General features: G+C 40.9%; 20 protein-coding genes and 2 pseudogenes. 8 read left to right on the forward strand and 14 right to left on the reverse strand.

The window, feature by feature from the left end:
• Positions 1–53 precede the first annotated feature (53 nt).
• The 7 genes from CV014_RS10920 to CV014_RS10950 all read right to left on the reverse strand — a co-directional run bounded on the left by CV014_RS10920 (position 54) and on the right by CV014_RS10950 (position 11,688).
• On the reverse strand, positions 54–1,403 hold the full coding sequence (locus CV014_RS10920) for a DUF1822 family protein (protein ID WP_236142045.1): 1,350 nt from the start codon (positions 1,401–1,403) through the stop codon (positions 54–56).
• Positions 1,400–2,788, reverse strand: coding sequence for a hypothetical protein (locus tag CV014_RS10925; protein ID WP_236142046.1), 1,389 nt, complete (start codon positions 2,786–2,788; stop codon positions 1,400–1,402). Before CV014_RS10925 ends, CV014_RS10920 begins: the two co-directional genes overlap by 4 nt.
• Positions 2,789–2,954: 166 nt before the next feature.
• Positions 2,955–3,683 carry a foldase protein PrsA gene (locus CV014_RS10930; protein WP_236142047.1) on the reverse strand — a complete coding sequence of 243 codons (729 nt, stop codon included), beginning with the start codon at positions 3,681–3,683 and terminating at the stop codon, positions 2,955–2,957.
• A gap of 876 nt (positions 3,684–4,559) precedes the next feature.
• Positions 4,560–5,003: a HetP family heterocyst commitment protein gene (locus CV014_RS10935; protein ID WP_236142048.1), complete on the reverse strand. Its 444-nt coding sequence runs from the start codon at positions 5,001–5,003 to the stop codon at positions 4,560–4,562.
• A 132-nt stretch (positions 5,004–5,135) separates the two neighbouring features.
• Positions 5,136–5,438, reverse strand: a complete 303-nt coding sequence (locus CV014_RS10940; protein WP_236142049.1) for a hypothetical protein — start codon at positions 5,436–5,438, stop codon at positions 5,136–5,138.
• 968 nt (positions 5,439–6,406) lie between these two features.
• Positions 6,407–9,583 (reverse strand): cysteine peptidase family C39 domain-containing protein, encoded by a 3,177-nt coding sequence (locus tag CV014_RS10945; protein WP_236142050.1) that lies wholly within the window; start codon positions 9,581–9,583, stop codon positions 6,407–6,409.
• A gap of 1,307 nt (positions 9,584–10,890) precedes the next feature.
• Positions 10,891–11,688, reverse strand: coding sequence for an SDR family NAD(P)-dependent oxidoreductase (locus CV014_RS10950; protein WP_236142051.1), 798 nt, complete (start codon positions 11,686–11,688; stop codon positions 10,891–10,893).
• A gap of 714 nt (positions 11,689–12,402) precedes the next feature.
• On the opposite strand from CV014_RS10950, the gene CV014_RS10955 reads away from it, so the two are divergent.
• Positions 12,403–12,630 carry a photosystem II protein, Psb35-related gene (locus CV014_RS10955; protein WP_236142052.1) on the forward strand — a complete coding sequence of 76 codons (228 nt, stop codon included), beginning with the start codon at positions 12,403–12,405 and terminating at the stop codon, positions 12,628–12,630.
• A 164-nt stretch (positions 12,631–12,794) separates the two neighbouring features.
• Here the strand turns inward: CV014_RS10955 and CV014_RS10960 are convergent, their stop codons facing one another.
• From CV014_RS10960 to CV014_RS10990, 7 genes and pseudogenes are all read right to left on the reverse strand, one after another.
• Positions 12,795–14,384 carry a glycoside hydrolase family 57 protein gene (locus CV014_RS10960; protein ID WP_236142053.1) on the reverse strand — a complete coding sequence of 530 codons (1,590 nt, stop codon included), beginning with the start codon at positions 14,382–14,384 and terminating at the stop codon, positions 12,795–12,797.
• 192 nt (positions 14,385–14,576) lie between these two features.
• A complete protein-coding gene (gene rsgA / locus CV014_RS10965) occupies positions 14,577–15,677 on the reverse strand; it encodes a small ribosomal subunit biogenesis GTPase RsgA (RefSeq protein ID WP_236142054.1) in 1,101 nt (366 codons plus the stop codon).
• Complete coding sequence (locus tag CV014_RS10970) at positions 15,677–15,931, reverse strand: sulfurtransferase TusA family protein (protein WP_236142055.1); 255 nt, start codon at positions 15,929–15,931, stop codon at positions 15,677–15,679. Before CV014_RS10970 ends, rsgA begins: the two co-directional genes overlap by 1 nt.
• Entirely contained in the window at positions 15,931–17,055 is a 1,125-nt protein-coding gene (dnaJ, locus tag CV014_RS10975) for a molecular chaperone DnaJ (protein ID WP_236142056.1), read from the reverse strand. The genes CV014_RS10970 and dnaJ overlap by 1 nt, the downstream gene beginning before the upstream one ends.
• 414 nt (positions 17,056–17,469) lie before the next feature.
• Positions 17,470–19,430: pseudogene (gene dnaK, locus CV014_RS10980) on the reverse strand (molecular chaperone DnaK).
• A gap of 247 nt (positions 19,431–19,677) precedes the next feature.
• A complete protein-coding gene (grpE, locus tag CV014_RS10985; RefSeq protein ID WP_236142057.1) occupies positions 19,678–20,424 on the reverse strand; it encodes a nucleotide exchange factor GrpE in 747 nt (248 codons plus the stop codon).
• A 74-nt stretch (positions 20,425–20,498) separates the two neighbouring features.
• Entirely contained in the window at positions 20,499–20,750 is a 252-nt protein-coding gene (locus CV014_RS10990; protein WP_236142058.1) for a hypothetical protein, read from the reverse strand.
• Positions 20,751–20,835: 85 nt separating this feature from the next.
• Between CV014_RS10990 and CV014_RS10995 the strand changes: the two genes are divergently transcribed.
• The 7 genes and pseudogenes from CV014_RS10995 to CV014_RS11025 all read left to right on the forward strand — a co-directional run.
• Positions 20,836–22,848 carry a GspE/PulE family protein gene (locus tag CV014_RS10995; protein WP_236142059.1) on the forward strand — a complete coding sequence of 671 codons (2,013 nt, stop codon included), beginning with the start codon at positions 20,836–20,838 and terminating at the stop codon, positions 22,846–22,848.
• A gap of 102 nt (positions 22,849–22,950) precedes the next feature.
• A complete protein-coding gene (locus CV014_RS11000) occupies positions 22,951–24,072 on the forward strand; it encodes a type IV pilus twitching motility protein PilT (protein WP_236142060.1) in 1,122 nt (373 codons plus the stop codon).
• A 105-nt stretch (positions 24,073–24,177) separates the two neighbouring features.
• A complete protein-coding gene (locus CV014_RS11005; protein ID WP_236142061.1) occupies positions 24,178–25,392 on the forward strand; it encodes a type II secretion system F family protein in 1,215 nt (404 codons plus the stop codon).
• A gap of 38 nt (positions 25,393–25,430) precedes the next feature.
• Positions 25,431–25,988, forward strand: coding sequence for a hypothetical protein (locus CV014_RS11010; protein WP_236142062.1), 558 nt, complete (start codon positions 25,431–25,433; stop codon positions 25,986–25,988).
• A 63-nt stretch (positions 25,989–26,051) separates the two neighbouring features.
• Positions 26,052–26,207, forward strand: a pseudogene (locus CV014_RS11015) (galactose-1-phosphate uridylyltransferase); the annotation flags it as partial.
• Positions 26,208–26,360: 153 nt separating this feature from the next.
• The gene (locus CV014_RS11020; RefSeq protein ID WP_236142063.1) at positions 26,361–26,648 is read left to right on the forward strand and encodes a hypothetical protein; all 288 of its coding nucleotides are present in this window, start codon (positions 26,361–26,363) and stop codon (positions 26,646–26,648) included.
• Positions 26,648–26,891, forward strand: a 244-nt coding sequence (locus CV014_RS11025; protein ID WP_236142064.1) for a type II toxin-antitoxin system VapC family toxin, incomplete at its 3' end; no start/stop codon positions are given. The genes CV014_RS11020 and CV014_RS11025, both read left to right, overlap by 1 nt.

The raw sequence follows: 26,891 nt of genomic DNA on the forward strand, positions 1-26,891 counted from the left end.
GAAATATTTCACTCTTACACAAAATTTTGTTACCAAAACTGTAACCAGCACACCTAAATTACTTTCTTGGGACAGAATGTAAATGGAGGTAAATTCACCTCTACCCCATCTATTAAACTCACAGTTACTAAAAACTTTTCATCCCAATTACCAACTACACGCGTAAATAAATAAGCTTCTCCCTGCTGTGGATTTATTCCCTTTTCTACTAACACCCCTGTTTGGTCACTTACTCTTAACTTTAAGTGTACAGGTAAAGTTTGATGAGAAGCTGTACCCAAGACTAACAACAATGTCCATAAATGCGGGTCTGATTCTGATAACAAATGCCAAGCTACAGCATATAAACGCAGGGGAATTCCTGTTAAGAGAAAATCTTGATATGCACCCCGCGCTTGCATGGGGATTTCAATATTTCGCTGTTGTAGTTGAGTGACAATTGCTGTAAATTCTTCTGTCGGACTCCTCATAGCGGCGGCGGGGGTGACAACTGGTAATAATTGCCAAGCAAATTCTTGTGCTAATTCATCTAATTCATCCCACAGCCAACGACCTACATTTAAAGCAGGCTGGGTTAATAATTTGAGTAAGTCTTTTAAACTGTTTTGTGATGAATAATCATGTGGTTGCTGGGGTAAATTATGCACCCAAGTGAGTAATTCTGGATGGGTGATTACAGCCATTCCCTGTTCCCAAGTTAATATTTGCCACAGTTCAATTTTTGGTGACTGCAATTGAGGTAATAAATTCAATAATTCCTGTTGAACTTTGGCTAATACCTGATTATTCTTGTTGTTTATTAGGGGTAAAGTAATTGCTACTGGTTCTAAACACCGCAAGTATAACAGTAAGCGGTCTGGATCAGACACAAACCAATTTGTAGGAATATGATAATTCCAGTCGGCTGTCGATTTTAAGTTGGTTTTTAAACAATTTTCTGTTAATTGGTGATAGGTTAAAAAACTAGTAATAATTACAGTATCTTGTTCTTCTAAGACTTCCAGTAAAACATAAAAATGAGCAATATACTCTGGTAAATCTACAACGGCTCTCGGTAAAATAACTTGATTATCAGTGAGACTAGTAGTTGTGAGTAAACACAGCTTGAATTCACCTATTTGTAAATTGGCAACAGCCGCGATCGCAGTTGCTAATCCTGGTTGCAAAAGGGTACAATTTTCACGGTTAATCTTCAGGGAATCTGAGCGTTCATCTAGCCATGACTCAAAGGCAATTAACGCTAAAGCCTGAAGATAAACTTGCCATTGTTGCGGCGAATGATTAATTTGATTACTGATTTCTACAGCCTGAGTAATTTGTGCAGTAGTCAGAGTAATGGCGGCTGTTGGTAAAGTTTCAAATTCTAGCCGCTTTGGGGAATCGTTAGTTGTTAAGTTATTCATTTCACCTCATTAATGACATCAAGATAGCGGCAGAGTCTATCATTAAATAAACTGGTTTTAATATAAGGTCTTGCCGTTTGTGCTTGGATTTCTGCTTCTCTAATGACAGATTCAACTTGTTCATTTAGAGCTATTTTAATTTGCTGTTCTAAAGTTGTCAGGCTTTCTATCTGGGAATATTTTTTAGCTAGTTCCAGCACGCGATCGCATAACATCATTAAAAGCTGCTGACTAACATCATTGCGAAATTCTTTGAGTTTTAAAAGGCGTGTGACAGCATCTTGGGCGCGTAATCCTACCCTAGCGGCGATATCTGTCATAGATAAATTTTGACAGTGAAATAACTGGAGTGCTGTTAAAAACTGTTTAGCTTTTTCGCCCTTTTTTCTTTGTAACTTATCGACTCGTGATTGTGTCACGACAGCTAACGCTTGTTCTAAACAACTTAAAAACTGTGGTCGATATAACTGTAAAAACTCTAATGGTTCATCTTCATTATCTAACAGTTTTGGAGTATCAATATAGTTATTCGGTAGGAGATTATCTAAAGATTCCGTCGGTAAATATCCACCACGAATATAAATCCGATATTGTCGCAGTCTGTCAGCGAGTTGTTGCAATTTGGTCAACACAATTTCACTTTTGAAATTTTGACCTGTTTTACTTGCTAGAAGAGTGGCAATTTGTTGGAGTTGTTGTGTTGTTGGTACACTACATTTACCCCCTTTGCCCTGCGCCCGTTGTTGTAAACGTGCAGTACGATAAATAGCATGATAGCTTTCTAAAAGTTGTTGTGCTTGTTGGATTTCATGGGGCGTTAGTGAGTAAAACTCTGTAAATATACGTTGTATTTGATGAGGTCGAGTATCATTCAAAATTGCCCAATCACTCACCAAATACACCCCGCACTCTAGCAAAAATTTATTGAGTCCGGCATCATGTTTAACTCTTGTAGTTGTCCAGGTTGTCAGGCTGCTTTGTTGGGGGTCAAAAGTTTGCAAAATCTTGCGTGCAGAACATTGATAGTCATCACTAGGTTGAATAGAACCGTCATCATCTAAAACATAGGGTAATAAATCAACACTACTAAACCCATGAGTAGTTCCAAACTTCTCTGCTATCTGCAAGCAAGCCTGTTCAATTTGCCAAGAGATCAAGCACAACAGACAACGCTGTGCTAACAAGCATCTATCAATGGGTGCATCCTGCGCCACTTGCAGCAATTCCCGTTGAATTTCTGCATCGGGAAGGTCATTATCTGCATTATGTGCGATCGCCGGAAACAATTCAGCAAAAAACACCTTAGCTGGCGTAATTTCTTGAACCTGTCGCCGCCCTACTCCATCAATTTTCACCAGTTGCCAATATCGCGATGTCACACCCATAAGTATGTCAACTTAACCATCAATAGCAGTATCGCCTGACATCTGTTCTTAATTCTAGGCTGGTTGACCTTATGTAGTTTTTGGGGATTGGGGATTGGGGACTGGGGAGACAAGGGAAGGTAGAATTTTTACTCAATGCCCAATGCCCTATGCCCTATGCCCATTGTCATTGATTCTGTTTTTGACTTTCTACTAATAACCATTTATGAAATAGATGATGAAGAATTTCTTGATACTTTTGGGGTGTTAACTCAGCCGGGATAAATTCTTCTACCATGAGTAGGTGATAACCTTGTTCAGTTTTTAGAGGGCCGATTAACTGTTGGGGTTGGGATGTGAATACAACTTTAGCAATATCTTTGAGCAGGTTAAAGCGATACACTTGACCCTCATAACCGCACTTTCTCCTGCGCGAGATATCTATATTATAAAGATGAGCAGCTTCATAAAAGCTAATTTCGCTATCTTCGATTTGATAATAAATTTCTTGGGCAAGTTTTTCAGAATCGACAATGATTTGGTAGTAAATAACTTGCTCAAAGTCTAGTTTATTTTTATAGAAAAAATCTTCTACTTCGGCGGCAAATAATACATTAGCTAATTTTTCCGACAACAGGCGATCGCGAATTCCCAGTTCCCAGTCATCTGTCGTCACGACTTCTTCCTGCAACCATGCTAACGTATCGGCGGCTTTCTCTAAATGCCTCTCCCGTCGCTGGCGGTTGGCTTCAGCTTCGATTTCTTCATCTGTGACGATAATCCCACGTTCTTGGGTAACTTGCCAAATCACTTTATTAAACAGAATTTTTTGATAAACTTCCTTAAAAGTCATCTCTCTTTTGAGTAAGTTCACCACTTCCTCTGGTGTAATCAATATGGGATTTGGTTCGTTCATCTCTTCAGAATTGTTGAAAATTCAATCATATACTCATTTTCAAAAATTCTGCACTTTGGCAAAGAAAAAAGCAGGAAGCTTATAAAATAGTCAACTCCCTGCTTGAGTTCAATTTGTTGTATAAGTTAAAAGTTTATCAAGTATTAGTAATCCTATCTGGGAGGACGAGGATTACAGTTTTTGACAGAAATAAGAACTACAGGTTCTACAATTGATGACAAAATTTCAACGATTACTGAGTCTATTCTCATTTTGACTACTGTGGCTATAAATAGAGTATAAATACTCAAATTAAACTAGCCCTAGTCAGGAAAATTATCTACTTTTCCTCCACCATTGGGAAACTCGACAAAGAGCATTGACTGTGTAAATTTAAGGAAGCCAGCACTCCCAGTTTTACCTGCTCACATTTCCTGAGAATTGTACTACTAATAGTAATAGTTAATTTGTCACTTTAGTTTTATCAACTGATGACTTCAGCACAAGTTATCAGTTAGGTATATCTCATAGTCGGTTAATCACTGATTTTACCCTGAAAATTGAGTCAGCCAGCTAATTACCCAAGTTTTGAGTCGTACCCTTAATATATAAGATTTCATTACTGAATATTTGCCATTTTGGCAGAGTTTAGCGGTAAATTCAGCAATTCCTGACAATCAGACTCTCAGTAAGATGGATGTTAAAAAAATCCCACACCTTCAAGTGTGGAAGTAAGTAGCCATCATGAACTGCGTACACAAGAAAACATTAAAAAGTCTTTCCCTTACACCCCTATACCCTTATACCCCTACACCCCTTTTTCAAGTCAGTAGTAAGAACTTTAGTTCTCAGAAAAGGACTAAAGTCCTTACTACGAACTGAATAATAAATAATTTTCTAATTATTGATCAGATTCAGTTCACCAGCATTTAGGGATTCTGAATCAAATTGTATGGGTTGAGTTTCGTAAATTTTCTGAGCAAACCACGAATCAATACTACCGCCACGAATCTCTGTTTTTTGCTTACCCACTACTTCAAAGTATGCCAAGTCTTTAATCTTACTTAAACAACTAGAAGAAGTATGCGTCTCGGATGATTTACCCATTGTGGCATTACTTTGATGTGATTGTTGCGCTCTTCCAGATTCCGAGTTTTCTTTGAGTAGCCGATTATAGGTGCGGTAGGGAATATAGTGTAAGGGATTATAGCCTGCAATACGTAGCATTAAAACACAAGCCCAAGAATATTTCCCAGCCAAAATTGCTTCAACTACTTTGTCAAATTGCTGAGGATTAACTGCTTTATTGGGGTTGTTGATGCTTGTAATATGTTGATTCATAGTGGTTGTTGTCTGAAGAAATACTACTTTGGCTGTGTGTGTGATGATTGATACGGCATTTAAAGCTTGCCGATCGCAATTCAATTAACTTAATGAAAAAGCTGTACTAGCAGATATTGCAGGAATAAATAGCTAGATTAAAAATGCACACAAAACTTGCTGTGTCTTCGGTATGAAGCAAGACTTGTCTTGTTTCATACCTGGAAAAATAAAAGTAAATTTTTTAAGGATATTTAGATAAGTAGGTGCAGATGACATCTGCCAGAAATATACTTGCTGCTTTGTATTAAATAACTGAATGTAAGATGTGGCATTTTCTACAGTTTGGGACATTTCTACCAAAGGTGCTGTTAATTTGACAACGCGATCGCTACTGCTAATTGTTACCCTTTTGATGACTACTCTTAAGTCTTGGTAAACATTATCTGGCTTCATCTTTTAACTGCTCCTTGTCATTGATTTTGACTAGCAGACAAAAGTCTCACTTCGGATTTTGGTAGATACAGTTTTTCGTACTTAACTGTCACATTTCCCAATTATCTTACCCCTGATATTTTCACTGTGTGATATTTTCCTCTGTATAAGAATAAAATACTTATCATCTTCAGTGTTTTTGAGTATGTTACTGAAAAATTATTGATTCATACTCAATATATCAAGTGTGATATTCGTATTTATACTATTTTTTTTCATGAATGTCACCTACGGATCTGGGATTTTAACCATTAAATTTACGGAATATTTTCAATGTGGATTTTTTTGCTGTACTGTTTTTCATATTGAATACTTTTGACTAGGTAATGAGGGGTCTAACCCCTCGCCCGTCGTGCATTTGAGACTTTAAACCCACTAAGAAAATTTACCACTAAATAGGGTTATAAGCAACAATTAAAATTCAGAATTAATACCGTATAAAAGCTCATTAAATAACTTTTTGGGTGAGGGGTCAAACCCTTTTTCAATGATTGAATGTAATCGCAATTGCTTGTGAGGCAGTAAACAGCCGACAAGAGGAGAAGGAATAACGTTAATTTAATTCTTCAGTTATGTCACTTATTGATTTGCCAGATACCGTCTCTGCTAAATGAATAGCATAGAGACACAAAACTATTCGGTAGCAGACAACTGATACAGAATGTAGATATAGACTACTTTTTAATGATTATTAATTATCTACTTACACAAAAATAAAATAAATATAAAATTTGCCTTCAAAAACGAATAAATATGTATTCAGTATCAGTATTATTCAATTTATCCAAAAAACTTTTACTAAAAATGTTGAGTCATTAGTCATTAGTCATTAGTCATTAGTCATTAGTTATTGATAGTTCTTCTACCTTGTCTACCTTGTCTACCTTGTCTCCCTTGTCTCCCAGACCCCAATCCCCAGTCCCCAACCCCTACCTCACTGCTAACTGATGATAAATACCTGCAATGTTCATCAGTTGTTCGTGTGTGCCTTGCTCAATAATCATGCCTCTGTCTAGGACTAAGATATAGTCGGCATGGCGCACATTGGCAGCGCGATGAGAGATGATAAATGTAGTGCGGTTTTGAGTGATGAGAGCTAAATTATCGTGCCAGTCTGCTTCGGTGTCGATATCGGAGTTAAAAGTCACTTCATCAAAAATCAAAATTTTGGGGTTTCTAATTAAAGTGCGGGCGATCGCAATTTTTTGTTTTTGACTGACGGAAAGCCCTAAACCCCTTTCACTAATCTTTGTATCGTAACCGAAAGGTAATGCTTGAATAAACTCATGGGCGTTAGCCAACTTGGCAGCCGCAATGGCTTGTTCTCGGCTAAACTCTGGATCATGTAAGGTAATGTTTTCTAAAATTGTCCCAGAAAACAGAAACACATCTTGTAATACTAGTCCCAATTGACTCCGCAGGGATTGGGTAGACATGATGGCTGTATCATGATCATCAATGAAGATTTTGCCGGATGTGGGTGTGTATAAGCCTGCGAGTAAATGACCTAAAGTGGTTTTACCGGCACCACTATGGCCGATAATGCCAATAATCTGTCCTGGTTTGGCAATCAAGGAAATATTTTGCAGAATTTCCCGTTCTGGTCGGTCATGATAGTGAAAAGACACACTTTCTAACCTTACCTCCCCGTCAATAGGAGGCATTACCAACAGTGTAGTTTGCTGATTTTCTTCTGCACCGGCTGCAAACACATCATTAAGTCTTTCGGCTGCAATTAGCACTTGTTGAAATTCATCCCATAATCCCACCAAGGCTAAAACTGGGTTAGTAATACTACTAATTAGTAGATTAAAAGCGACAAACTGACCAAGGGAAATTTGTTTTCCCATGACTAGTGTCACCCCAAACCATAAAATCAGGGTGCTACTGATATGGTTAATTAAGCTGCGGGTTAGCTGTAACCGATTAGCTAATTTTTGTCCTTGCAACCGCGCTTTTAACATTTTCAAGAAGCGTTCTTCCCAATACTTTTGCAGTCCCCGTTCGGCTGTGGCGGTTTTGACGGCGGTAATCCCACTAATCATATCGACAATTGCTGTTTGTTGTCCGGTGGATTCTTGCCAAACTTCTCTGGATGCTTGCTTAATATAAGGACTGACACCTAGCGCAAAAAATGCGATCGCTAAAATCCAGCTTAATACCAACAAAGTTAATTGCCAGTTGTAGGAAATCATCAACCCCAAATAAATGATGACCATCAAAGCATCGATAGTTGCACCAATTGCCCGACGAGTAATAAATTGTTGAATTCTTTGATTTTCTTGGACGCGACTGACAATATCTTCTACGGAACGAGTAGCAAAAAACTGCAAGGGTAATTGTAAGGTGTAGTGAATAAAACTACCAATGAGATTGAGGTCAAGACGACTGGCTAAATAATCAAGTAAGTATTGATGTTGCACCGTTAAGATGTTTCGCCAAATCCCTAAACATAGGTAAGCAATGGCGAAGACATTTAATGTATCTAAATTCTTACTAGGGATAAATTGGTCGAGAACAATTTGTGTACAAAGAGGTGCGGCTAGTCCGAATATCTGAATTAAGAGGGAAGCGAGAATAACTTGCTTGAGTAACTTTCGGTAATGCCACAATATTTGCCCATAGCGACCTAGTGATACTTTCTCACTTTTGAGGGCATAAAAAACATCAGTGGGATTTAATAACAGGGCGTAACCCGTCCAATTAGCTGTAAATTTGGCACGTTTTAGCCATCGTTTACCCAAAGCTGGGTCAGAAATTAAGATGCGATCGCCTTTAATTTGCCACACTACTATATAGTGAATGCCTTGCCAGTGGGCAATCCACGGGTTAGTTTGCCATTCTAATTTATTTAAACTAGCGCGGACTGGTAGGACATCGTAACCCAAGGTTTGGGCGGTGTTGGCTAAACTTTCTAAAGTTGCACCTAATCTATCGACTTGGGCTAACTGACGTAGAGTAGGAAAACTTAAGCGTTTACCCCAATACTGACTAATCATCGCCAAACAAGCCACCCCACAATCAGATAAACTCTGTTGCTGAATGAAGGGATAAGTAAACCAAAACCTGCGTTTTACTTCTTGTTGGGGGAAGTCAATTCCCTCTTCCCCATTCCCTGTTCCCTGTTCCCTGTTCCCCGTTCCTCGTTCCTCGTTAACAACTTTGCTATCTGCTTCGGGATGATGGGTATGATTTTCCCGCACTGACACATTCGTAATTGGTGGTAGGAGGATTTTAGTTTTACTCTCCGTAGTTTTCGCCACTGGTTTGGCTGCTACTGCTGGATGATGATTAATCCAAAAATTAGCTGCTAAAGCCTTGGCTGTATCCCAGTTTTCTATAGATAGGTGATACACTAACAAGTCTGTTTGCGCCTTCCCGTCTGGTGGTGTCAGTTCTGGATATCCCCAACTATCACCCATCGCCGGGGTTACACTCCCCACAGATATAGACTCGACTTGGCCACGCGCTAGCCAAAATCGTCCAGCTTCTGGGGGAGTAGCTGTTGATAAAGGTGTATCGGCGGGGATTTGTGTAGTGGTTAATAAAGGTGATAATTCTCGCAGTGTGGTGCTTTTGAGCGAGTGTAAATCAGTGTAGCTTTTGAAGAAAATTAGCGTTTGTCGTTCATTAGCTAACTGCTGTAAATAATCTTCTAGTTGGGGTATGCGTTCTAACCACTGTTCTAGTTCGGTGACAGAGATTTGCACCAGACTACCAGGACTAGCTGCGATCGCTCGATATGGTAAACAATGATGCCAAAATAAATAATCTCCCCCAAAAACTTGTCCATCTAACAATAATTGAGTCGAAACTTCCCGCCCTAACTTGTGATTCAAACTCAACAACCGGACTCGGCCTTGACAAACTAAAGAAACAATATTATTACTATCTACAACTTCCCCACCTAAACTATAGCTAGTCAACTCATCACCTAGCTGGAATTCCCGCACCACCCAAGCTTGGCTAAACTCCGTCATTAGACTCGTATCCCCTGCAACTAACCTCAGCAATTTGAGGATAGGCGCGACTGGAGTGGAAGATGGCTGATTGCTAGCATATTGATTCAGCCCTCCCGAAACTCTTAACGGCGAAGAGGGGTTCATGGTTTAACTTCAGATTGGTGTATAAACTCTTGGTCAGATTTAGCTCAAAGTTGCCAATGTCAAAAATTCATGCTGATTTGAATCATGAAAATTGGTTCATTTCAACATTTCATTATTCATGCAATCATGAGATTTTTCCCCAATAATTGCTTTATGGCAAAATGGTTTTTTCACCACCAGCCAATCATCAATAAATCAGCAATTTGGCATAAACTTTGACTTATTTTTGAATTGATCTGAGTGGCATTCAGGGTGACTTGCCAATTTTATCAAATTTTCACGAATTCTTTAACCAGTGTTCATAAACTTAGCTTTGGGGATCTGGTGGCTGTTCATGAGAAAATTAAGCGCAAAGTCAAAACTGAGTAATTTGCCAGAAGCCTATATTTACTTTGTTAATCAGTCTTGGAATTATTCCCACAGTGTTTCTACTAAAAACTTGTTAAAAGTAATTTTTCCACTCCCTAAATGTTCACTAAGAACTAAATTTTGCTGTTTTTAGTAATATCCTAATTGGGTAGATTAACACGGTTATACATACACAAAATAAATTTTATTTGTGAGACTTGATAGTTTTCTTAACCTAGTTACACTTTCCTGTTATTGATTAGATAACCGGAAAATCAAACCAAAAATTGTGAATGCTTTTTATTTTTTTTAGATAGAATTCTACCCAAGAGAGAGATACTAAAGCATTTAAAACAGCTATTATGTATCCTGTGCTACAGATTTTCGCAGATATGGCTAACTAATTGCCGTAAAGTTGCCAAGATAGCTGTCACCCCTCATGAAGTTGTTTGACTTCTGTAATTCAGTCAGCAAAACCATCAAGGAAAGTTTAAATTTTTCACAATAGCAAAGTTAGCCATTTCCAACGGCGATTTCGACAGCAGAGATCAAGATAAACTTAATTAAAAATTTATATTTCGCCTAGATAAACAGAAGCAACTGGCGTGGAGAGAACCACCTCCAGCTTAGATAAGCTAATCAGCATTTAAGTTGCATAAAACCCAATACAGTTCAGTTAACTGAACCGTATTGGCATAAAACCAGGGCTAAAGCCCTTACTACAAGCGAATCAGGCGTTGCATAAATGCGGGATGAATTGAGACTTTTGTACAAAGCAGAATATTAATTCTTTGCGCCTTTGCGCCTTTGCGCCTTTGCGTGAGACAAAAATCATCCCACTAATCAGCAACGCCGCGAATCAGTCTGGAAAAATGAATGACGATTAGCTTACTGCAAGCAGGGCTGTTTCATTCCCTTGTGTTGGGTGGGGTTTAAATCCCCCTGTTCCCCGTCCCCTGTTAAGTAACTTCCTGCATATTTTTCACAATCTTTGTGACCAAATTTCTGGGGATAAATCTCACCATTTCCGCCAGCATTTTATTTTTCAGCCCAGGAATAGCCACAGTTTTACCTGCCATTAAGGCACGATAACCGATTTTTGCGACTTTTTTGGCATCCATCATATTATTACTTTCTATTTGCCTAGCACCTGCAAGTCCTGTGCGTTTATGAAAAGCTGACTCTGTTGGGCCAGGACAAAGGGCTGTTACAGTTACACCTGTATTTTCTAATTCCCTCGCTAGTGCTTGGGAAAAAGATAAAATATAAGCTTTGGTGGCAAAATAAACTGCCATTAAAGGGCCTGGTTGAAATGCAGCAGCAGAAGCAAGATTTAATATCTTGCCATCACCTTTTCTGACCATGTCTTTAAGGAATAACTTAGTTAGATGAGTCAGAGTTACTAAATTTACTTGCAGCATTTCTAGTTCAGTATTCAAGTTAGTTTCACTAAATAAACCATGAATACCAAATCCAGCATTATTTACTAAAACATCAATCTGAATAGATTCTTGTTGTAATTCTGCAAAAATATCTTCTGGTGAAGTATTGATAGACAAATCCTTAACTATTGGTTTTACCCGAATTTCAAATTGATGCCTAATTTTATCAGCAACATCGGCTAGCTTTTGCGGCATGATATCTACTAATACAAGATTATAGTTATTCTGGGCAAAAATATATGCCAATTCATAACCAATACCGTTAGCAGCTCCTGTAATCAGAACCGTTTGGTTGCGTTGATGTGATTTTTTCATCAGAAAAAATATGTAGATTATACGTGATTGACTTGGCTTGTCTAAAATTTATGCAAAATAAGCGTGGAACAAATGCAGATACTTAACATCCTAAGTTTATGGTCAATGTAAGTTAAAAAATAAAATTTTTAACTCATCAAAACCAGTAATTAATCTCCTCTTTCTTAAAGATAGTTCCATAACTATAAAGCTGTTGTATATCGCAAGACAAACTGCAAAAATCGTAAAGTTATCGTTTGCCAACAGTAGCTTCAATTAATACCCAAGTAGTATTCTGGAAATCTCTAGGATGATTTTCAGCTTTCTAGATATCATCCAAATCTAAAATGCGCTAGAATAGCTCATTTCTCAGATATTAGATATTAGTTGAAAGTTGCGATCGCTACAAATTCTCAAAACCTCTGATATCAAAATCCAGTTTAATTGTGAACATATCTCAAACCGCATATTTATATAAGTATATAAAATATTCATGTAATTTAAATTACATGAATATAACTGTTGTGAACCTAGTGAAGCACACACTTCATGATGGCTACTTAACAGTCGATAAATATCATTTAAAGATATTTGCTTAAAAACAAATTGACGCGCTTTTACAAATCTAGATAACTCCTAGCACCAAGAGAAATTGCTGCACATATTGCAAATTTTGTTGCAATAGTGTTATATTTATTTACACAAAGTTACAAAAGTATAAAAAAGAGGTTAATTATGACAATTCTAGTTGCAGTAACACTTTTAGGTTGGGTAGCAGCTTCCGTACTAGGCACTTTAGCCTACTTCTTAGGAGAACAGAAAAAGCCCATCCACGAAAGAAACTGGCGTTCTGAATCTTTTGAAAAATTAGCAAAATCGATTACAGGTGCAGACATAGACTATAGCGATCGCACCCCCGCCTATGCTATGGATGCTTACACTAGCCGCAATTTACCTCAATAGCTGTAATGGACAGCAATAATAAAACCCCCAGTAATTGACGCTGGGGGTTTGTTTTTTAGGGGTGTAAGGGTGTAGGGGTGTAAGGGTGTAAGGGTGTAAGGGAGAAGTGGAGAAAGAAAACTCAATGCCCAATGCCCAATGCCCAATGCCCCATTCCCAATGCTTTACAAAGGACGATAAACCCGATAATTGATATTAGGGAAGATATTGTCCATTAATTCGACTTTTTCTAGCCAACCACTGTCGATTTTGCCGACTTTCACATCTTCATAGAGTTTATTAAAGCGCATTAAGTGCGATCGCGTGCGTCTCACCGCATAGGGAACCATTGTTCCTGTCCGCATAATAAACGCCCAGTCGGAAGATTGCGCCAATAATAATTCTCTCGCGGCTTGATTTAAAGCCTTCCAGCCTAATTCATCCTCTGGTTCTAATTGGGAGATTTCAATCATCCGTTCCGCAGCTTTATGCAGATGAGGGTAAATCCAAGCATTAGTCTCATTCAACCAATACTCATGGAAACCTTTGTAACCCCAACTCGACTGGGAAGGGCGACACACTTGTTGAGTCGGTTCAGCCCGTAAATAATCAGCCAAGTGGGTCATTTGATATGTTCCTTGGTCATACCAAGATTTACGGAACAGGTAATCAATAAACCAAGGGCCTTCATACCACCAATGACCGAATAATTCCGCATCGTAAGGCGAAACAATAATCGGCGGACGCTGCATAATGCTATAAAGATGTTCTGCTTGTCGTTCGCGGTTATACATAAAGTTAGCCGCGTGTTCTGCCGCCTTTTCCCTCGCCCAATAAGGATCATAAAGTGCCTTATCAGATAAACCTAAGCCGCGTCCGGTGATTTTGTGATACTTAATCCCCGTATTTTTACGCTGACCGTTGGGCATAATGTAGGGCTTGATGTACTCATACTCAGCTTCCCAGCCCAAGTCTTTGTAAAATTCCCGATATTCCGCCGCACCAGGATAACCCACCTCAGAAGACCATACCTGCTGAGAAGATTCATGATCTCGACCAAAAGCCGCCACACCAGTTTCAGTGTAAATTGGCGCGTAAGTACCAAAGCGGGGACGGGGACGCGCATACAAAATACCATGTCCATCGGTGAGGAAGTAACGCAAGCCAGCATCAGCTAGCATCCGTTCTAAGCCTTCATAGTAAGCGCATTCCGGCAGCCAAATTCCTTTAGGTGGACGACCAAAAGTTTCTTCGTAGTGTTCACAAGCAACCTGAATTTGCGCCCACACCGCTTGCGGATACATTTTCATCAACGGTAAATAGCCGTGAGTTGCACCACAGGTAATAATTTCTAAATTATTAGTTTCTTGGAACTGTTTAAACGCCGTCACCAAATCGCCATTGTAGCGTTCCCACATCTGGCGCGCTTCGTTAAATTCAGTGGCGTAGTGTTCCGCCAAATAACGCATATGCCCATTGTGGATATTGCGTTCGGCTTCCAGTTCTATAAGTTCTTCTAATTGTGCTAAATGTGCATCGTAGCGTTCTTGTAATAATGGATCACGCAGCATGGACACTAATGGGGGTGTCATACTCATCGTGATTTTAAAGTCTATACCGTCTCGCTTTAAGCCTTCAAATACTTTTAATAAGGGGATGTAAGTTTCTGTAATAGCTTCATAAAGCCATTCTTCTTCCAACACATAATCACTTTCTGGGTGACGCACGAAGGGTAGATGTGCATGAAGTACAAGCGCGACGTAGCCAATAGCCATAATTTTCTGGGGTGATTCTTATAAATTGAAGGTCTAGGGAGTAGGCAGAAATTAACAATATTTTAAGACCTTCTGGGGATCGTAGGAGATTAGTAATTTCAGCAAATTAAATATCAAGAAAGGGAACGGGGAACAGGGAACGGGAAACAGGGGGAGAACCCTATAAATAAATTTAGGGGCTGGGAAATGCTGTTATTCTTCATCATGATATAAATCTTGTAGACCTTGCACTTGAGTACGTCGGGAAGTGCGACGATATTTTTTACTTTCTAGTTTGGGTTCGTATTGGCTTTGGCCTTTGCCTTTGGTTTTGCGCTTTAAGGTCGATTCGGGATCGGCTTGTTGTTGGAGTTGTGTTTGTCTGGCGATCGCTGCGTCTAAAAACTCTAGATAATGTTCATAGCGTTCCCAATCACCCCGCACAGCACAATCTGGTTCATCTCGATGTAAACAATCATTAAATTTACAGTGAGCATGGGCGAGGCTTTCACTGGCTTCAGGGAAGTAATGTACTAATTCTTCGGGACTGCAATCTAAATCAGGCTGATTAAAGCCTGGAGTGTCTGCGAGTAAACCGCCGCTAGGTAACTCAAATAATTCTACGTGGCGTGTGGTATGACGACCACGAGCTAATTTCCCGGAAACTTCGCCCACGCGCAGGTTGATATCGGGAATCAGGGCATTAATTAAGCTAGATTTACCCACTCCAGAAGGCCCAGCCACAACCGTAATTTTCTGGCTGAGATGTTTTGCTACTTCCTCAATATTAATTTGCTGCTGAACGCTGATAAATAGGGGTTGATATCCCCAACTTAACAGGCGATCGCGAATTTCTGCTTGCTCTTGGGGTGTGACTAAATCGCTTTTATTCAAGCATAAAACCACATCTAAGCCCGTAGATTCAGCCTTAATTAAAAATCGGCTGAGTTGGTAAGGTTCGAGGGGAGGGTCAGCCACCGCAAAAACCAGCAGGATTTGGTTCGCATTGGCGATTGGTGGACGGTCTAATTCCGTTTGACGGGGTAAGACATCCGCGATCGCTCCTCGTTCTCCAGACCAATCTGGCTCTTCTACAATCACGCGATCGCCCACCATCACCTGCTGACCGATTTTTTTCAGTCGAGTCCGACGAGTACATAGGAGGAAGGGGAGCAGAGGAGAATTTAAATCTAATTCTCCCCCTGCACCCCTGCACCCCTGCACCCCTGCCTCAAAATCTAGCTGTACCTTGTAGAAATTCGCCTGTACGGCTAACACCGTACCCAAAAACTGTCCAGTAGTACCAAGTTTCATTAGGCGTTTACAGGACGGCGAACTAACAAAGCAAAATAGTCGGCACAGTCGGTAATTTTTTCTACTTGATAACCGGCCATGGTCAAACTATCGGGGACTTGCTCAATCGGCTCACCAGGGTCTAGCCATACCTCCAACAAAGTACCAGGGGACATTTGCTCCAAACGGAGTTTAGTCCGCACGAAATTAATCGGGCAAGGAGTGCCGCGCAAATCTAGTTGAGCATCAGGAGTTGATAGAGAAGATAACTTCATTACTTAAACAGATTTCCCAAAAAACCTTCTAAACCGCCTTTACCAGTACGGTCTCCCTTAATTTTAGCTAGCTTCTCTAACAATTCTCTCTCCTCTGGTGTCACCTTAGTAGGAATATCAATTAACACCGTTAATAGATGATCCCCTCGGCTCACGGGATTACCCAAGCGGGGTACACCACGATTTTCTAATTTCATCACCGTATTGGGTTGAGTCCCGGCGGGGATAATTAACTCTACTGGCCCATCTACGGTATTCACTTCCAAGCGACAGCCTAAAATCGCTTGTAAATAGCTCACCTTAATTTCTGAGAGGACGTTAATGCCATCACGTTGGAATTCCTCATCCTCATTCACGAACAAATATACGTACAAATCCCCTGGCGGGCCACCACGTTGACCAGCATCACCTTCTTGGGATATGCGTAAGCGTGTACCGTTGTCTACACCTGCGGGGATGGTGATTTTCAGTTTCTTGGTAATTTGATTAGTACCTTTACCATCACAGGTATCACATTTGTCTTCAATTACCATACCCGTGCCATTACAGGTGGGACAAGTGGATACTTGAGTAAAACTACCGAAGGGCGTTCTGGTCACACGCCGTACCTGACCAGAACCACTACAAGTGGAACAAGTACGGGGACGAGTCCCTGGTTTGGCACCAGAACCAGCACAGGTCTCACAGGTTTCTAAATGGGAAATGCGAATTTCCTTTTCACCACCAAAAACTGCTTCCCGAAAATCTAACTTTAAGTCTAGCCGTAAATCATCGCCTCGCGCCGGCCCGCTACGCCGTCTTTGTGTGGGGCCGCCCATACCACCGGCAAAACCGCTAAAAATACTTTCAAAGATATCGGCAAAGCCACCCATATCGCCCATATCTTGGAAGCCTACACCAGCACCAGAAACTCCTTCAGGCCCAAAGCGATCGTAACGTGCGCGGGTTTCTGGCTCGGATAGGACTTCGTAAGCACGGTTAATTTCTTTAAATCGTTCCTCCGCACCAGATTCTTTGTTCACGTCTGGGTGATACTTCCGGGCGAGACGACGATAAGCCTGTTTGATTTCTTCCTTGTCAGCGTCACGAGAAACGCCAAGAACTTCATAGTAGTCGCGGGCCATATAGCAAAGGTAAAAGTGAGGACGGATAGATAATTAAAGCAGCAGACACCACTAGGGCGGCTGGCTATCAACTAGGCAGAAGGTAGACGTTAACTTATTTTAATAATTGATTTTACCTTTTACCTTTTACAAAAATCACCAGCAAATAGCAAGTTAAGAGAGCTTTTCTTGATTCAACAAAAGAAAGCTACTGCATTTGAGAGTCAGAGAACAACAGCTGAGATTTGTGACTCACAAACTTGGCTGTCTCTTTTACAATTGTGCTACGTACCACGAAAAAAGCCTGCCCACAAACTAGAGGGGCTAGCCGCACCATCAGGTGTGGAAAACCCCCCTTGCAATAAGTCAAAAGGTAAAAATCAAAAGGAAAAACATCCTTTTCCTTTTTCCTTTTAACTTTTGCCTTTGTCATTCCTAATCTATCGCTTCATAATCAGCTTGCGCTGTGCTTTCCTCATCAAAATCAAAATTAAATTGAGGGATCAGAGTCCCATTCATCGGATGTTCCATTTCGGGAGGTAACGCTTCACCGGCGATCGCATCTATTGTCTCATCGCCTTGACCGCCTGCGCGTTGGTAGACATCCGCACCAATCGCAAACAGAGTTTGTTGGAAGTCTTCTAGACACTGTTGAAACTCTTTGAGGGAGATCGCAGGATTTGTCATCACACTCTGAAGTAGAGCGACTTTTTCGTTGGCCAGAGCTTTCATTTGCTCCCCAATCAGTTGTCCGTTATCTTTGATAGTCGATTCATAACTAGACAACAGATTGTCAGCTTGGTTTTTGAGTTCCACAAGTTCTTTGCGTCTTTTATCTTCTTCGGCAAAAACTTCGGCTTCTTGGCGCATCCGTTCTACTTCGTTGGTACTCAATCCACCTGTATTGGTAATGCGAATGCTCTGTTCTCTACCCGTGCCTTTATCCTGGGCTGCAACCTTGAGGATACCGTTAACATCGATTTCAAAAGATACCTCAATTTGCGGTACACCACGGGGGGCTGGCGGAATTCCTGCTAAGAGGAATTTGCCGAGACTTTTATTATCTCTTGCCATCGCCCGTTCACCTTGGAGGACATGAATTTCCACGGAAGTTTGACCATCCACGGCGGTAGAAAAGACTTGTGATTTGCTGGTGGGAATTGTGGTGTTACGTTCGATGATTTTGGTGAAGACTTCGCCCAAAGTTTCAATGCCCAAAGATAGAGGTGTGACATCCAACAGCAAAAGATTATCAACCTCGCCACCCAAAACACCTGCTTGAATAGCTGCACCCAAAGCTACCGCTTCATCCGGGTTCACAGAACGGTCTGGAGTTTTGCCGTTAAAAAATTTAATTAGGGCGTTTTGGACAGCCGGAATGCGAGTAGAACCCCCTACAAGAATAATTCTGTTGATATCTTGAGGTTGGAGGTCAGCATCTTTGAGGGCTTGCGTCATTGGTTGGATGGTAGCTTCAATTAAATATCCCACCAATTCTTCAAATTTAGAGCGGCTCAGTTCCATTTCTAGATGCTTTGGCCCAGTGGCATCGGCCGTAATGAAAGGCAAGTTAATGGAGGTACTGACCATACTAGAGAGTTCTATTTTGGCTTTTTCTGCGGCTTCTCGGAGTCGTTGCAGTGCCATTTTATCTTGAGCTAGGTCGATGTTGTCTTGTTGTTGGAAGCGTTCAATCATCCAATTGACAATACAACTATCAAAGTCATCACCACCTAATTGATTATTGCCACTGGTAGCTTTGACTTCAAAAACCCCATCCCCTAGTTGCAGGATAGAGACATCGAATGTTCCGCCGCCTAAGTCAAAAACTAAAATCAGCTGCTCCTGGTCTTGCTTATCTAAGCCAAACGCTAAAGCCGCAGCTGTCGGTTCATTGATAATTCTTAATACTTCTAAACCAGCAATAGTGCCAGCATCTTTAGTGGCTTGTCGTTGAGCATCGGTGAAATATGCTGGTACGGTAATTACGGCTTGCGTGACAGTTTCGCCCAAGAAATTTTCTGCATCTTGCTTGAGTTTTTGCAAAATCATGGCAGATATTTCTTGGGGCGTGAAATTTTTATTGCGAATCTGCACATCAACAGTTTCGTCTCGACCTTTGACACAGTTATAAGGGACGCGATCGCGCTCTGATTCCGTGTCATCCCAACGACGACCGATAAATCTTTTAATACTAAAACCGTGTTTTCTGCGTTAGTAACAGCTTGGCGTTTGGCTAATTGACCGACCAAGCGATCGCCACTTTTACCAAATCCCACGATACTTGGAGTAGTTCTTCCGCCTTCGGAATTGGCGATGACAATTGGCTGTCCACCTTCTAAAACCGCAACACAACTATTTGTAGTGCCTAAGTCGATTCCAATAACTTTTCCCATATTAAGGTATTTTTACTGACTGCTGTTGCCGTAATGCTATATGCGCGGACAACCTTGAGGCCAAAGAGGGAGATTTAGGGGTGCAACACTGGAGGAATTTAGGAAAGGAAATTTCCGATTATGCCTCATACAAGGTTTCACCAATCCTCAATCGCCAGTTGCCAGTTCCCAATACCCAACACTGAGCAATGCTCGCCTCCACTATAATCCAGGCACTATTGGTCAGTGAGGCGAGCAAATACAGTAATTAACTGTCGGCTGGACTCGACTGACTTTCTGGTGCAGGTGGTGCATCTTCCTTGGGAGCAGCCACTTTCACCATCGAATGGCGCAAAACGCGATCGCCCAAGTAATATCCGCGCACTAACTCTTCTAACACTGTTCCTTCAGGATGTTCATCCGTAGGTTCGCGCATTACTGCTTCATGAAGGTTAGGATCAAATTCTTGACCTTCGGGACGCATTGGTGATACACCCAGTCGCTTCAGGGAATCTACCAGTTGTTTATAGACTCCTTGATAACTTTTATGAATTGTCATCTCACCTTCAGTTTGCGGTTTCAGGTGCGCTCTTGCCCGTTCAAAATTATCAACTACGGGCAGTAACTCCATAATTGTGTTGCGCTTTACCTGCAAATCTAACTCTTCTTTTTCTTTTTGTGTACGTTTACGGTAATTTTCAAAATCAGCCGCAATTCTCATGTACTGCGTACTACGTTCTTCCAGTTGCGCTTTGAGTAAATCAATTTGCTGATTTAATTCTGCCAAAGCGGCTGTTTCGATCTGAATTGTTTCTGGTGCAGCAAAGTTATTTTCTTCTGTGAGTACAGTGTCTCCCGATACATTATTGGGGGCTGCCACTTGCTCAGTAACCTCGCTGCCAGATTCGTGAGAATTAATTGGGGCTTGGGAGTCGCTCATCATTGCTTGATTTACCTCTGTTGATTCACCCAACGGCTGGCTTGTATTGTTGACCTGTTTATTTTCGTCCATCATTATCTAAGTCTACTCATCCCAGGTGTGCTTTACGGTAGAATTTCGCCACAAGTACCCACCATTTTGATCAATGGCTATACACTCAGGCTGATGTTTGACCGCAATTTCCCCAGAAATGCTTTTACAGTCATCTTATTTTGACAAATGGTGAACAGACCTTCTAGGTGTGAGAAACCGAAATTAGTCAATAGGCAATAGTCAATAGTCAACAGTCCCCAGTCCCCAGTCCCCAATCCCCAGTCCCCAATCCCCATTCCCCAATCCCCATTCCCCAGTCCCCAGTCCCTAGTCCCCAATCCCCAATCCAGACATTTTAAAGTTTTCACCTGAATTTACTTAGTCTTAATGAAAATTATTTAGCTCAGGTTGGGAATACTCTAAGCAGAGGTTTTCCCTACTCATTGCTCATCTATGACTCAATCCTCTCCGCAACGGCGCAGTACCGCTCTCACGACAAGAACGGAGTTTTCGCCTTTTGGTAGTAAATTAGTCCAGTCTGGTTATGTCAATACTGACCAGATGAGGCAAGCGTTGATTGAAAGTCGCAAGTCTGGTAGACCATTGACAGACGTGCTAGAGTCAATCACCGGGCGACAATTATCACCTGAGTTTCTCAGACAATACAAGAAACAACAATTATTTGAACTGAAGATACTATACGGTGTCGAATTCCTTGATCCGGAAGCCAACAATGTTGGCGATACAATGGTGGGTCAACTGATAGAATCTCTGATTCCAGTTGATATCTGCCGTCGTCATCGTTTAGTACCCTTATCAAAAAATGATCAACAAAATCCACCCTACATTCTGGTGGCAATGGTTGATCCAGATAACTTAGAAGCGTCTGATGACCTGAATCGTATCTTGCGCCCCCAAGGTTTAGCACTCAAGCGCATGGTAATCACCCAGGAGGATTATCAGCAACTGATCAATCAATATCTGGATGATTTGGCTGTCCGACAAAAACACATAGAACAAGAAAAATTTACAGATATTAATCAGGATTTAGAAAACCTCAGCAATCTCAACCTGGAAGATGCCCCAGAAGAAATGGAGGCGGATTTAGGGGCGGCGATGAAGGGTGCAGAGGATGCGCCAGTGATTAATCTGGTGAACCGCATTCTGGCGAAAGCTTTGCACGAGAAGGTTTCTGATATCCACATTGAACCCCAAGAAGAAAATTTGCGGATTCGTTTCCGTAAGGACGGGGTGTTGCGAGAGGCTTTTGATCCTCTACCGAAAAAAATCATTCCGGCGGTCACAGCCCGATTTAAGATCATCTCCAACTTAGATATTGCAGAAAGACGTTTACCTCAAGATGGACGGATTCGTCGGATGTTTGAGGGACGCAAAGTAGACTTTCGGGTCAATACCCTACCCAGTCGCTATGGGGAAAAGGTGTGTCTGCGAATTTTGGATAACTCTTCTACCCAACTGGGATTGAATAAGTTAATTACCGACCCAGAAACCTTGCAGATTGTTCAAGATATGGTCAGCAAGCCTTTCGGGTTGATTTTGGTCACAGGGCCTACTGGTTCTGGTAAAACAACTTCACTGTATTCAGCACTAGCAGAAAAGAACTCTCCTGGTATTAATATCAGTACGGTAGAAGATCCAATTGAGTACAGTTTGCCGGGGATTACTCAAGTCCAGGTAATTCGGGAAAAAGGACTAGATTTCGCCACTGCATTACGGGCGTTTTTGCGACAAGACCCCGATGTGCTACTGGTGGGGGAAACACGAGATAAAGAAACAGCCAAAACAGCGATTGAAGCTGCTTTGACTGGTCACTTAGTATTAACTACTTTACACACAAATGATGCTCCTGGAGCGATCGCTCGTTTGGGAGAAATGGGTATTGAACCATTTATGGTGTCAAGTTCTCTAATTGGGGTGTTAGCACAACGTCTAGTGCGGCGTGTTTGTTCTGAGTGTAAGATTGCCTATACTCCCACACCAGAAGAGCTAGCCCGTTATGGGATGTCTGCTTCCCAAGAAGTTAACGTCACCTTCTATAAGGCTAATACTGTACCATCAGAGGCGATCGCGGAAGCTAAAAACAAAAATCAGCTTTGTCCCGCCTGTAACGGTGTCGGCTACAAAGGCCGTTGTGGTGTTTATGAAGTCATGCGGGTGACTGAACAGCTACAAACTTTAATCAACGAAGAAGCACCCACAGAACGCATCAAAGAGGTAGCTGTTGAAGAAGGGATGAAAACCTTGCTGGCTTACAGTTTAGACCTAGTACGCCAAGGTTCTACCACCTTAGAAGAAGTAGAACGGGTGACATTCACAGACACAGGTTTAGAAGCTGAATTAAAAGCTAAACGTAAGAGTGGACTGACCTGTCGCAGTTGCAACGCCGTCTTACAACCAGAATGGCTCGATTGTCCCTACTGTATGACACCTCGGTTTGATGATTAGTCAGAAAAGAAGAGGAAACACACCCAAGATGTTTCCCCTATACCCTGACACCCTTATACCCCTATACCCTTTTTGCATTTTGAATTGGAGTGCAGCGAACCTATGGAAATGATGATTGAAGACTTGATGGAGCAGATGATTGAAATGGGTGGTTCGGATCTGCACTTATCCGCAGGTTTACCCCCCTATTTTCGGATCAGTGGTAAGCTCACACCCATCGGGGATAATGTCTTGAGTGCGGAGCAATGCCAAAGACTAATTTTTAGTATGCTCAATAATACCCAACGCAAAACCCTAGAACAAACCTGGGAGTTGGACTGTTCCTATGGTGTTAAGGGTCTAGCTCGTTTTCGGGTAAACGTTTATAAAGAGCGTGGTGCATATGCTGCTTGTTTACGCGCTCTGAGTTCTAAAATCCCTAATTTTGAGAAATTAGGTTTACCAGATGTAGTCAGAGAAATGTCTGATAAACCCAGAGGACTAATTCTGGTGACAGGCCCTACAGGTTCTGGTAAAACCACCACTCTAGCGGCAATGATTGATTTAATTAACCGCACTAAAGCCGAACACATTTTAACAGTAGAAGACCCCATTGAATTTGTTTACGAACCAATTAAAAGTCTAGTTCACCAAAGACAATTAGGTGAAGACACTAAGAGTTTTGCTAATGCTTTGAAAGCTGCTCTGCGGGAAGATCCAGATATTATCCTGGTGGGGGAAATGCGGGATTTAGAAACAATTTCTTTGGCCATTTCCGCCGCAGAAACAGGACACTTAGTATTTGGTACATTACACACCAGTTCCGCCGCCCAAACTGTTGACCGGATTATTGACGTTTTCCCCCATGAAAGACAAACCCAAGTACGGGTGCAATTATCTAACTCTTTAGTAGCAGTATTCAGTCAAACCTTAGTACCGAAGAAGAATCCTAAACCCGGTGAATATGGACGGGTAATGGCGCAGGAAATCATGATTGTTACTCCCGCTATTTCTAACTTAATTCGTGAAGGGAAAACATCACAAATTTACTCTGCAATTCAAACAGGCGGTAAATTGGGAATGCAAACTTTAGAAAAAGTTTTAGCAGATTACTACAAAGCAGGCGCAATTTCTTTTGAAGCTGCAATGTCTAAAACTTCTAAACCTGATGAAATTCAACGCCTCATTGGTACTGCTCCCCCACAAGCCGCAGGTGCAAAACCCGGTGCTGTCAAAGCACATTAATCTTAGTCAACAATCAATAGTCAACAGTCAACAGTCCACTAATAAACTATGGACTATTGACTATGGACTATTGACTAAATTAATAATTTTGAATTTTGAATTATTATGCCAACATTTGTTGCCCGTGTTCGGGATTCACAGGGAAAAACTAGAAGCGAAAAAGTGGTTGCTGAATCTTTGGCGGACGCTCGCACTAATTTGAGAGATAAAGGTTTTGTAGTTCAAGACTTAAAGCAGTCAGGCGGTGGTTTTGACTTCCAAAAATTCCAGAATTCTTTTGCAAAAGTTACTGTTAAAGAAAAGGCGGTCTTCTCTAGACAATTAGCCACCTTGGTCAATGCTGGTGTAGCTATTGTGAGAGGTTTAGGTGTACTCGGTGATCAGTGCGAGAATCCTAAAATGAAGCAGGCTCTCATTGATATTAGTAATGATGTTCAAAGTGGTGTGAATCTCTCAGATGCTATGCGGAAGCATCCTGATTGTTTTGATGGATTATATGTCAGTATGATCCAAGCAGGAGAGGTTGGTGGTGTTCTGGATGAAGTTCTCAATCGCCTCGCCAAATTATTAGAAGATATGGCTAGATTACAGAACCAAATTAAATCTGCTCTAGCTTATCCTGTGGTGGTTGGTTTTTTGGCAACTGCTATCTTCGTGGGTATGACTGTATTTTTGATTCCTATTTTTGCAAAAATCTTCCAGGAATTAGGAACAGAATTACCAGCACTGACGGCATTTCTGATGACTTGTAGTCAAATTTTAAGAAGTCCTTGGGCATTAGTAATTATTGCCTCACTTGTAGGTGTAAGATTTGCTTTTACACAATATTATAAAACCCGTGTTGGTAAGGAAACTATTGACCGTCTTTCTTTAAAGATGCCTTTGTTTGGTGATTTAATTCAAAAATCTGCAGTGGCGCGTTTTAGTCGTACCTTTGGTTCTTTGACCCGTTCTGGTGTACCGATTTTGACATCATTAGAAATTGTACGAGATACATCAGGTAATCAGGTAGTTGCTAATGCTATTGATGGAGCCAGAGCAGAAATCCAACAAGGGGGTATGATTAGTTTGGCTCTACAGAAAGCGAATGTTTTTCCAGCAATGGCGATTCAAATGATTAGCATTGGTGAAGAAACTGGGGAACTAGATGGGATGTTAATGAAAGTTGCTGACTTCTATGAGGATGAAGTTGAGCAAGCAGTAAAAGCATTAACTAGCGTGTTAGAACCAATTATGATTTTGGTGTTAGGGGGTATGGTGGGGACAATTTTGTTAGCTATGTATCTACCCTTATTTAAGGTGTTTGAAAAATTGGGATAGTCAAAAATAAACCATGAATTGTAAAATTTGAATTGATTATGCCTGTGCAGAAATCTTATTATGAAGCGAGTTTAGCAGAGTATAGCAATCATTTAGCAGCGATCGCATTACTCAAGCAATACCGTCCCTACTTGGAAATGCTCCCTAGTCTGCGCCGTCCACATGAAAGCTTAATCTCTATTCCTCTGCCAATTGTGCGTTTACGCAACATTCAGTCTGCAACTACACAGGCTATTCATCTCCCCTGTGATGTGGCAATTTTAATGTGTGATCCTGAGTGGAAGGTGAAAACCGGAGCAGAAATTTTACTATTTATCCATCGTCCCGATGAAGATTTTTCAGATTTGTTAGGACGTTGGCGACAAACTCAGGTGTTTTTAGATCAAGATTATGAATGGTTGATGCCCTATCGTCACAGTCATATTTTCAGTGAGGGGGCTAATAGTATATATCCTTTATTTATTCTGTTTAATGAGACTTCAGAACGTATTCAAAGGGGTCTGATAGGTGCAGAATTGCCATTTGTCATTCAAACGCCTACTTTACAACTTTCTGATGAAAATCAGGATGAAGAAAGTTTAGAAACGTGGGAATAACAAATTTAACCACCTCATTCAAGCCTCTGCTAAATTGCCAATTATATATCAGGATGAAGATGCGATGCGATCGCCTTCGTCCCAGTGTGTGCACGCTATCCCTATGAAGTCTGGATAGCTCCCATTCAGCCAGTCAGCAGTTTTACAGAACTAACTCCAAAACAACGTTTGGGACTGGCTAAGGCATTGAAAACCGTCACCCTCAAGTATGACTGCTGGTAGCATCGTCTGTTTCCTTACCTAATGGCTATTTCTGTCTGATGGGAAAATAGGTAAATTTAAAAAGGCGCATTTCATAAATAATGCGTCTCATGTTGAATAATTGGTTAATATCAAATTAGAATATATAAAAATTCTACAATTTAGGTAAATATGAGAGTTAAAGGTATAAAACGTGGTCAAAATATTGAACTGTTAGAACAACTAAACAATATTCCCGATGGTACAGAAATAATAATTGACTTGGAATTGATTGAACAGCAAATAACCGAACGAAAACTACCTTTAACAGAAGAAGAGAGATTAGCTAAATTAAGGAAATTATTTGGGGCGTGGAAAAATCAACCAGATTTAACAGAAATATTTGCAGAAATTGACCAACAACGCCATACTTACCAAGGTAGAACCATAGACTCAATTGATCATCAGGAGAACGGCTAATGTATCTGTTAGATACTAACATTTGCATTGCACTTCTCAAAGATAACCCCCAAGCAGTGAATAAATTTAATCACTACTTTAGCCAATGTTATCTATCCACAATTATAGTTGCGGAACTTTATAAAGGCATTTACTATTCTCAACAGATAGCTACAAACCTGAAGACTTTGCAGCAATTTACTGAACTATTACCCATAGAACCATTTGACTTAGACGCAGCTATTGAATTTGGCAAGATTCAAA

The sequence above is a fragment of the Nostoc sp. CMAA1605 genome (assembly GCF_021596505.1).
GTDB lineage: Bacteria > Cyanobacteriota > Cyanobacteriia > Cyanobacteriales > Nostocaceae > Trichormus.

Coding starts and splice junctions, on each gene's coding strand:
- CV014_RS11010 (WP_236142062.1), top strand. CDS start 25,431: ATGCCTGTGCAGAAATCTTATTATGAAGCGAGTTTAGCAGAGTATAGC.
- CV014_RS11005 (WP_236142061.1), top strand. CDS start 24,178: ATGCCAACATTTGTTGCCCGTGTTCGGGATTCACAGGGAAAAACTAGA.
- CV014_RS11020 (WP_236142063.1), top strand. CDS start 26,361: ATGAGAGTTAAAGGTATAAAACGTGGTCAAAATATTGAACTGTTAGAA.
- dnaJ (WP_236142056.1), bottom strand. CDS start 17,055: ATGGCCCGCGACTACTATGAAGTTCTTGGCGTTTCTCGTGACGCTGAC.
- CV014_RS10945 (WP_236142050.1), bottom strand. CDS start 9,583: ATGAACCCCTCTTCGCCGTTAAGAGTTTCGGGAGGGCTGAATCAATAT.
- CV014_RS10950 (WP_236142051.1), bottom strand. CDS start 11,688: ATGAAAAAATCACATCAACGCAACCAAACGGTTCTGATTACAGGAGCT.
- CV014_RS10935 (WP_236142048.1), bottom strand. CDS start 5,003: ATGAATCAACATATTACAAGCATCAACAACCCCAATAAAGCAGTTAAT.
- rsgA (WP_236142054.1), bottom strand. CDS start 15,677: ATGAAACTTGGTACTACTGGACAGTTTTTGGGTACGGTGTTAGCCGTA.
- CV014_RS10960 (WP_236142053.1), bottom strand. CDS start 14,384: ATGGCTATTGGCTACGTCGCGCTTGTACTTCATGCACATCTACCCTTC.
- CV014_RS10925 (WP_236142046.1), bottom strand. CDS start 2,788: ATGGGTGTGACATCGCGATATTGGCAACTGGTGAAAATTGATGGAGTA.
- CV014_RS11000 (WP_236142060.1), top strand. CDS start 22,951: ATGGAAATGATGATTGAAGACTTGATGGAGCAGATGATTGAAATGGGT.
- CV014_RS10995 (WP_236142059.1), top strand. CDS start 20,836: ATGACTCAATCCTCTCCGCAACGGCGCAGTACCGCTCTCACGACAAGA.
- CV014_RS10955 (WP_236142052.1), top strand. CDS start 12,403: ATGACAATTCTAGTTGCAGTAACACTTTTAGGTTGGGTAGCAGCTTCC.
- CV014_RS10970 (WP_236142055.1), bottom strand. CDS start 15,931: ATGAAGTTATCTTCTCTATCAACTCCTGATGCTCAACTAGATTTGCGC.
- CV014_RS10920 (WP_236142045.1), bottom strand. CDS start 1,403: ATGAATAACTTAACAACTAACGATTCCCCAAAGCGGCTAGAATTTGAA.
- grpE (WP_236142057.1), bottom strand. CDS start 20,424: ATGATGGACGAAAATAAACAGGTCAACAATACAAGCCAGCCGTTGGGT.
- CV014_RS10930 (WP_236142047.1), bottom strand. CDS start 3,683: ATGAACGAACCAAATCCCATATTGATTACACCAGAGGAAGTGGTGAAC.
- CV014_RS10940 (WP_236142049.1), bottom strand. CDS start 5,438: ATGAAGCCAGATAATGTTTACCAAGACTTAAGAGTAGTCATCAAAAGG.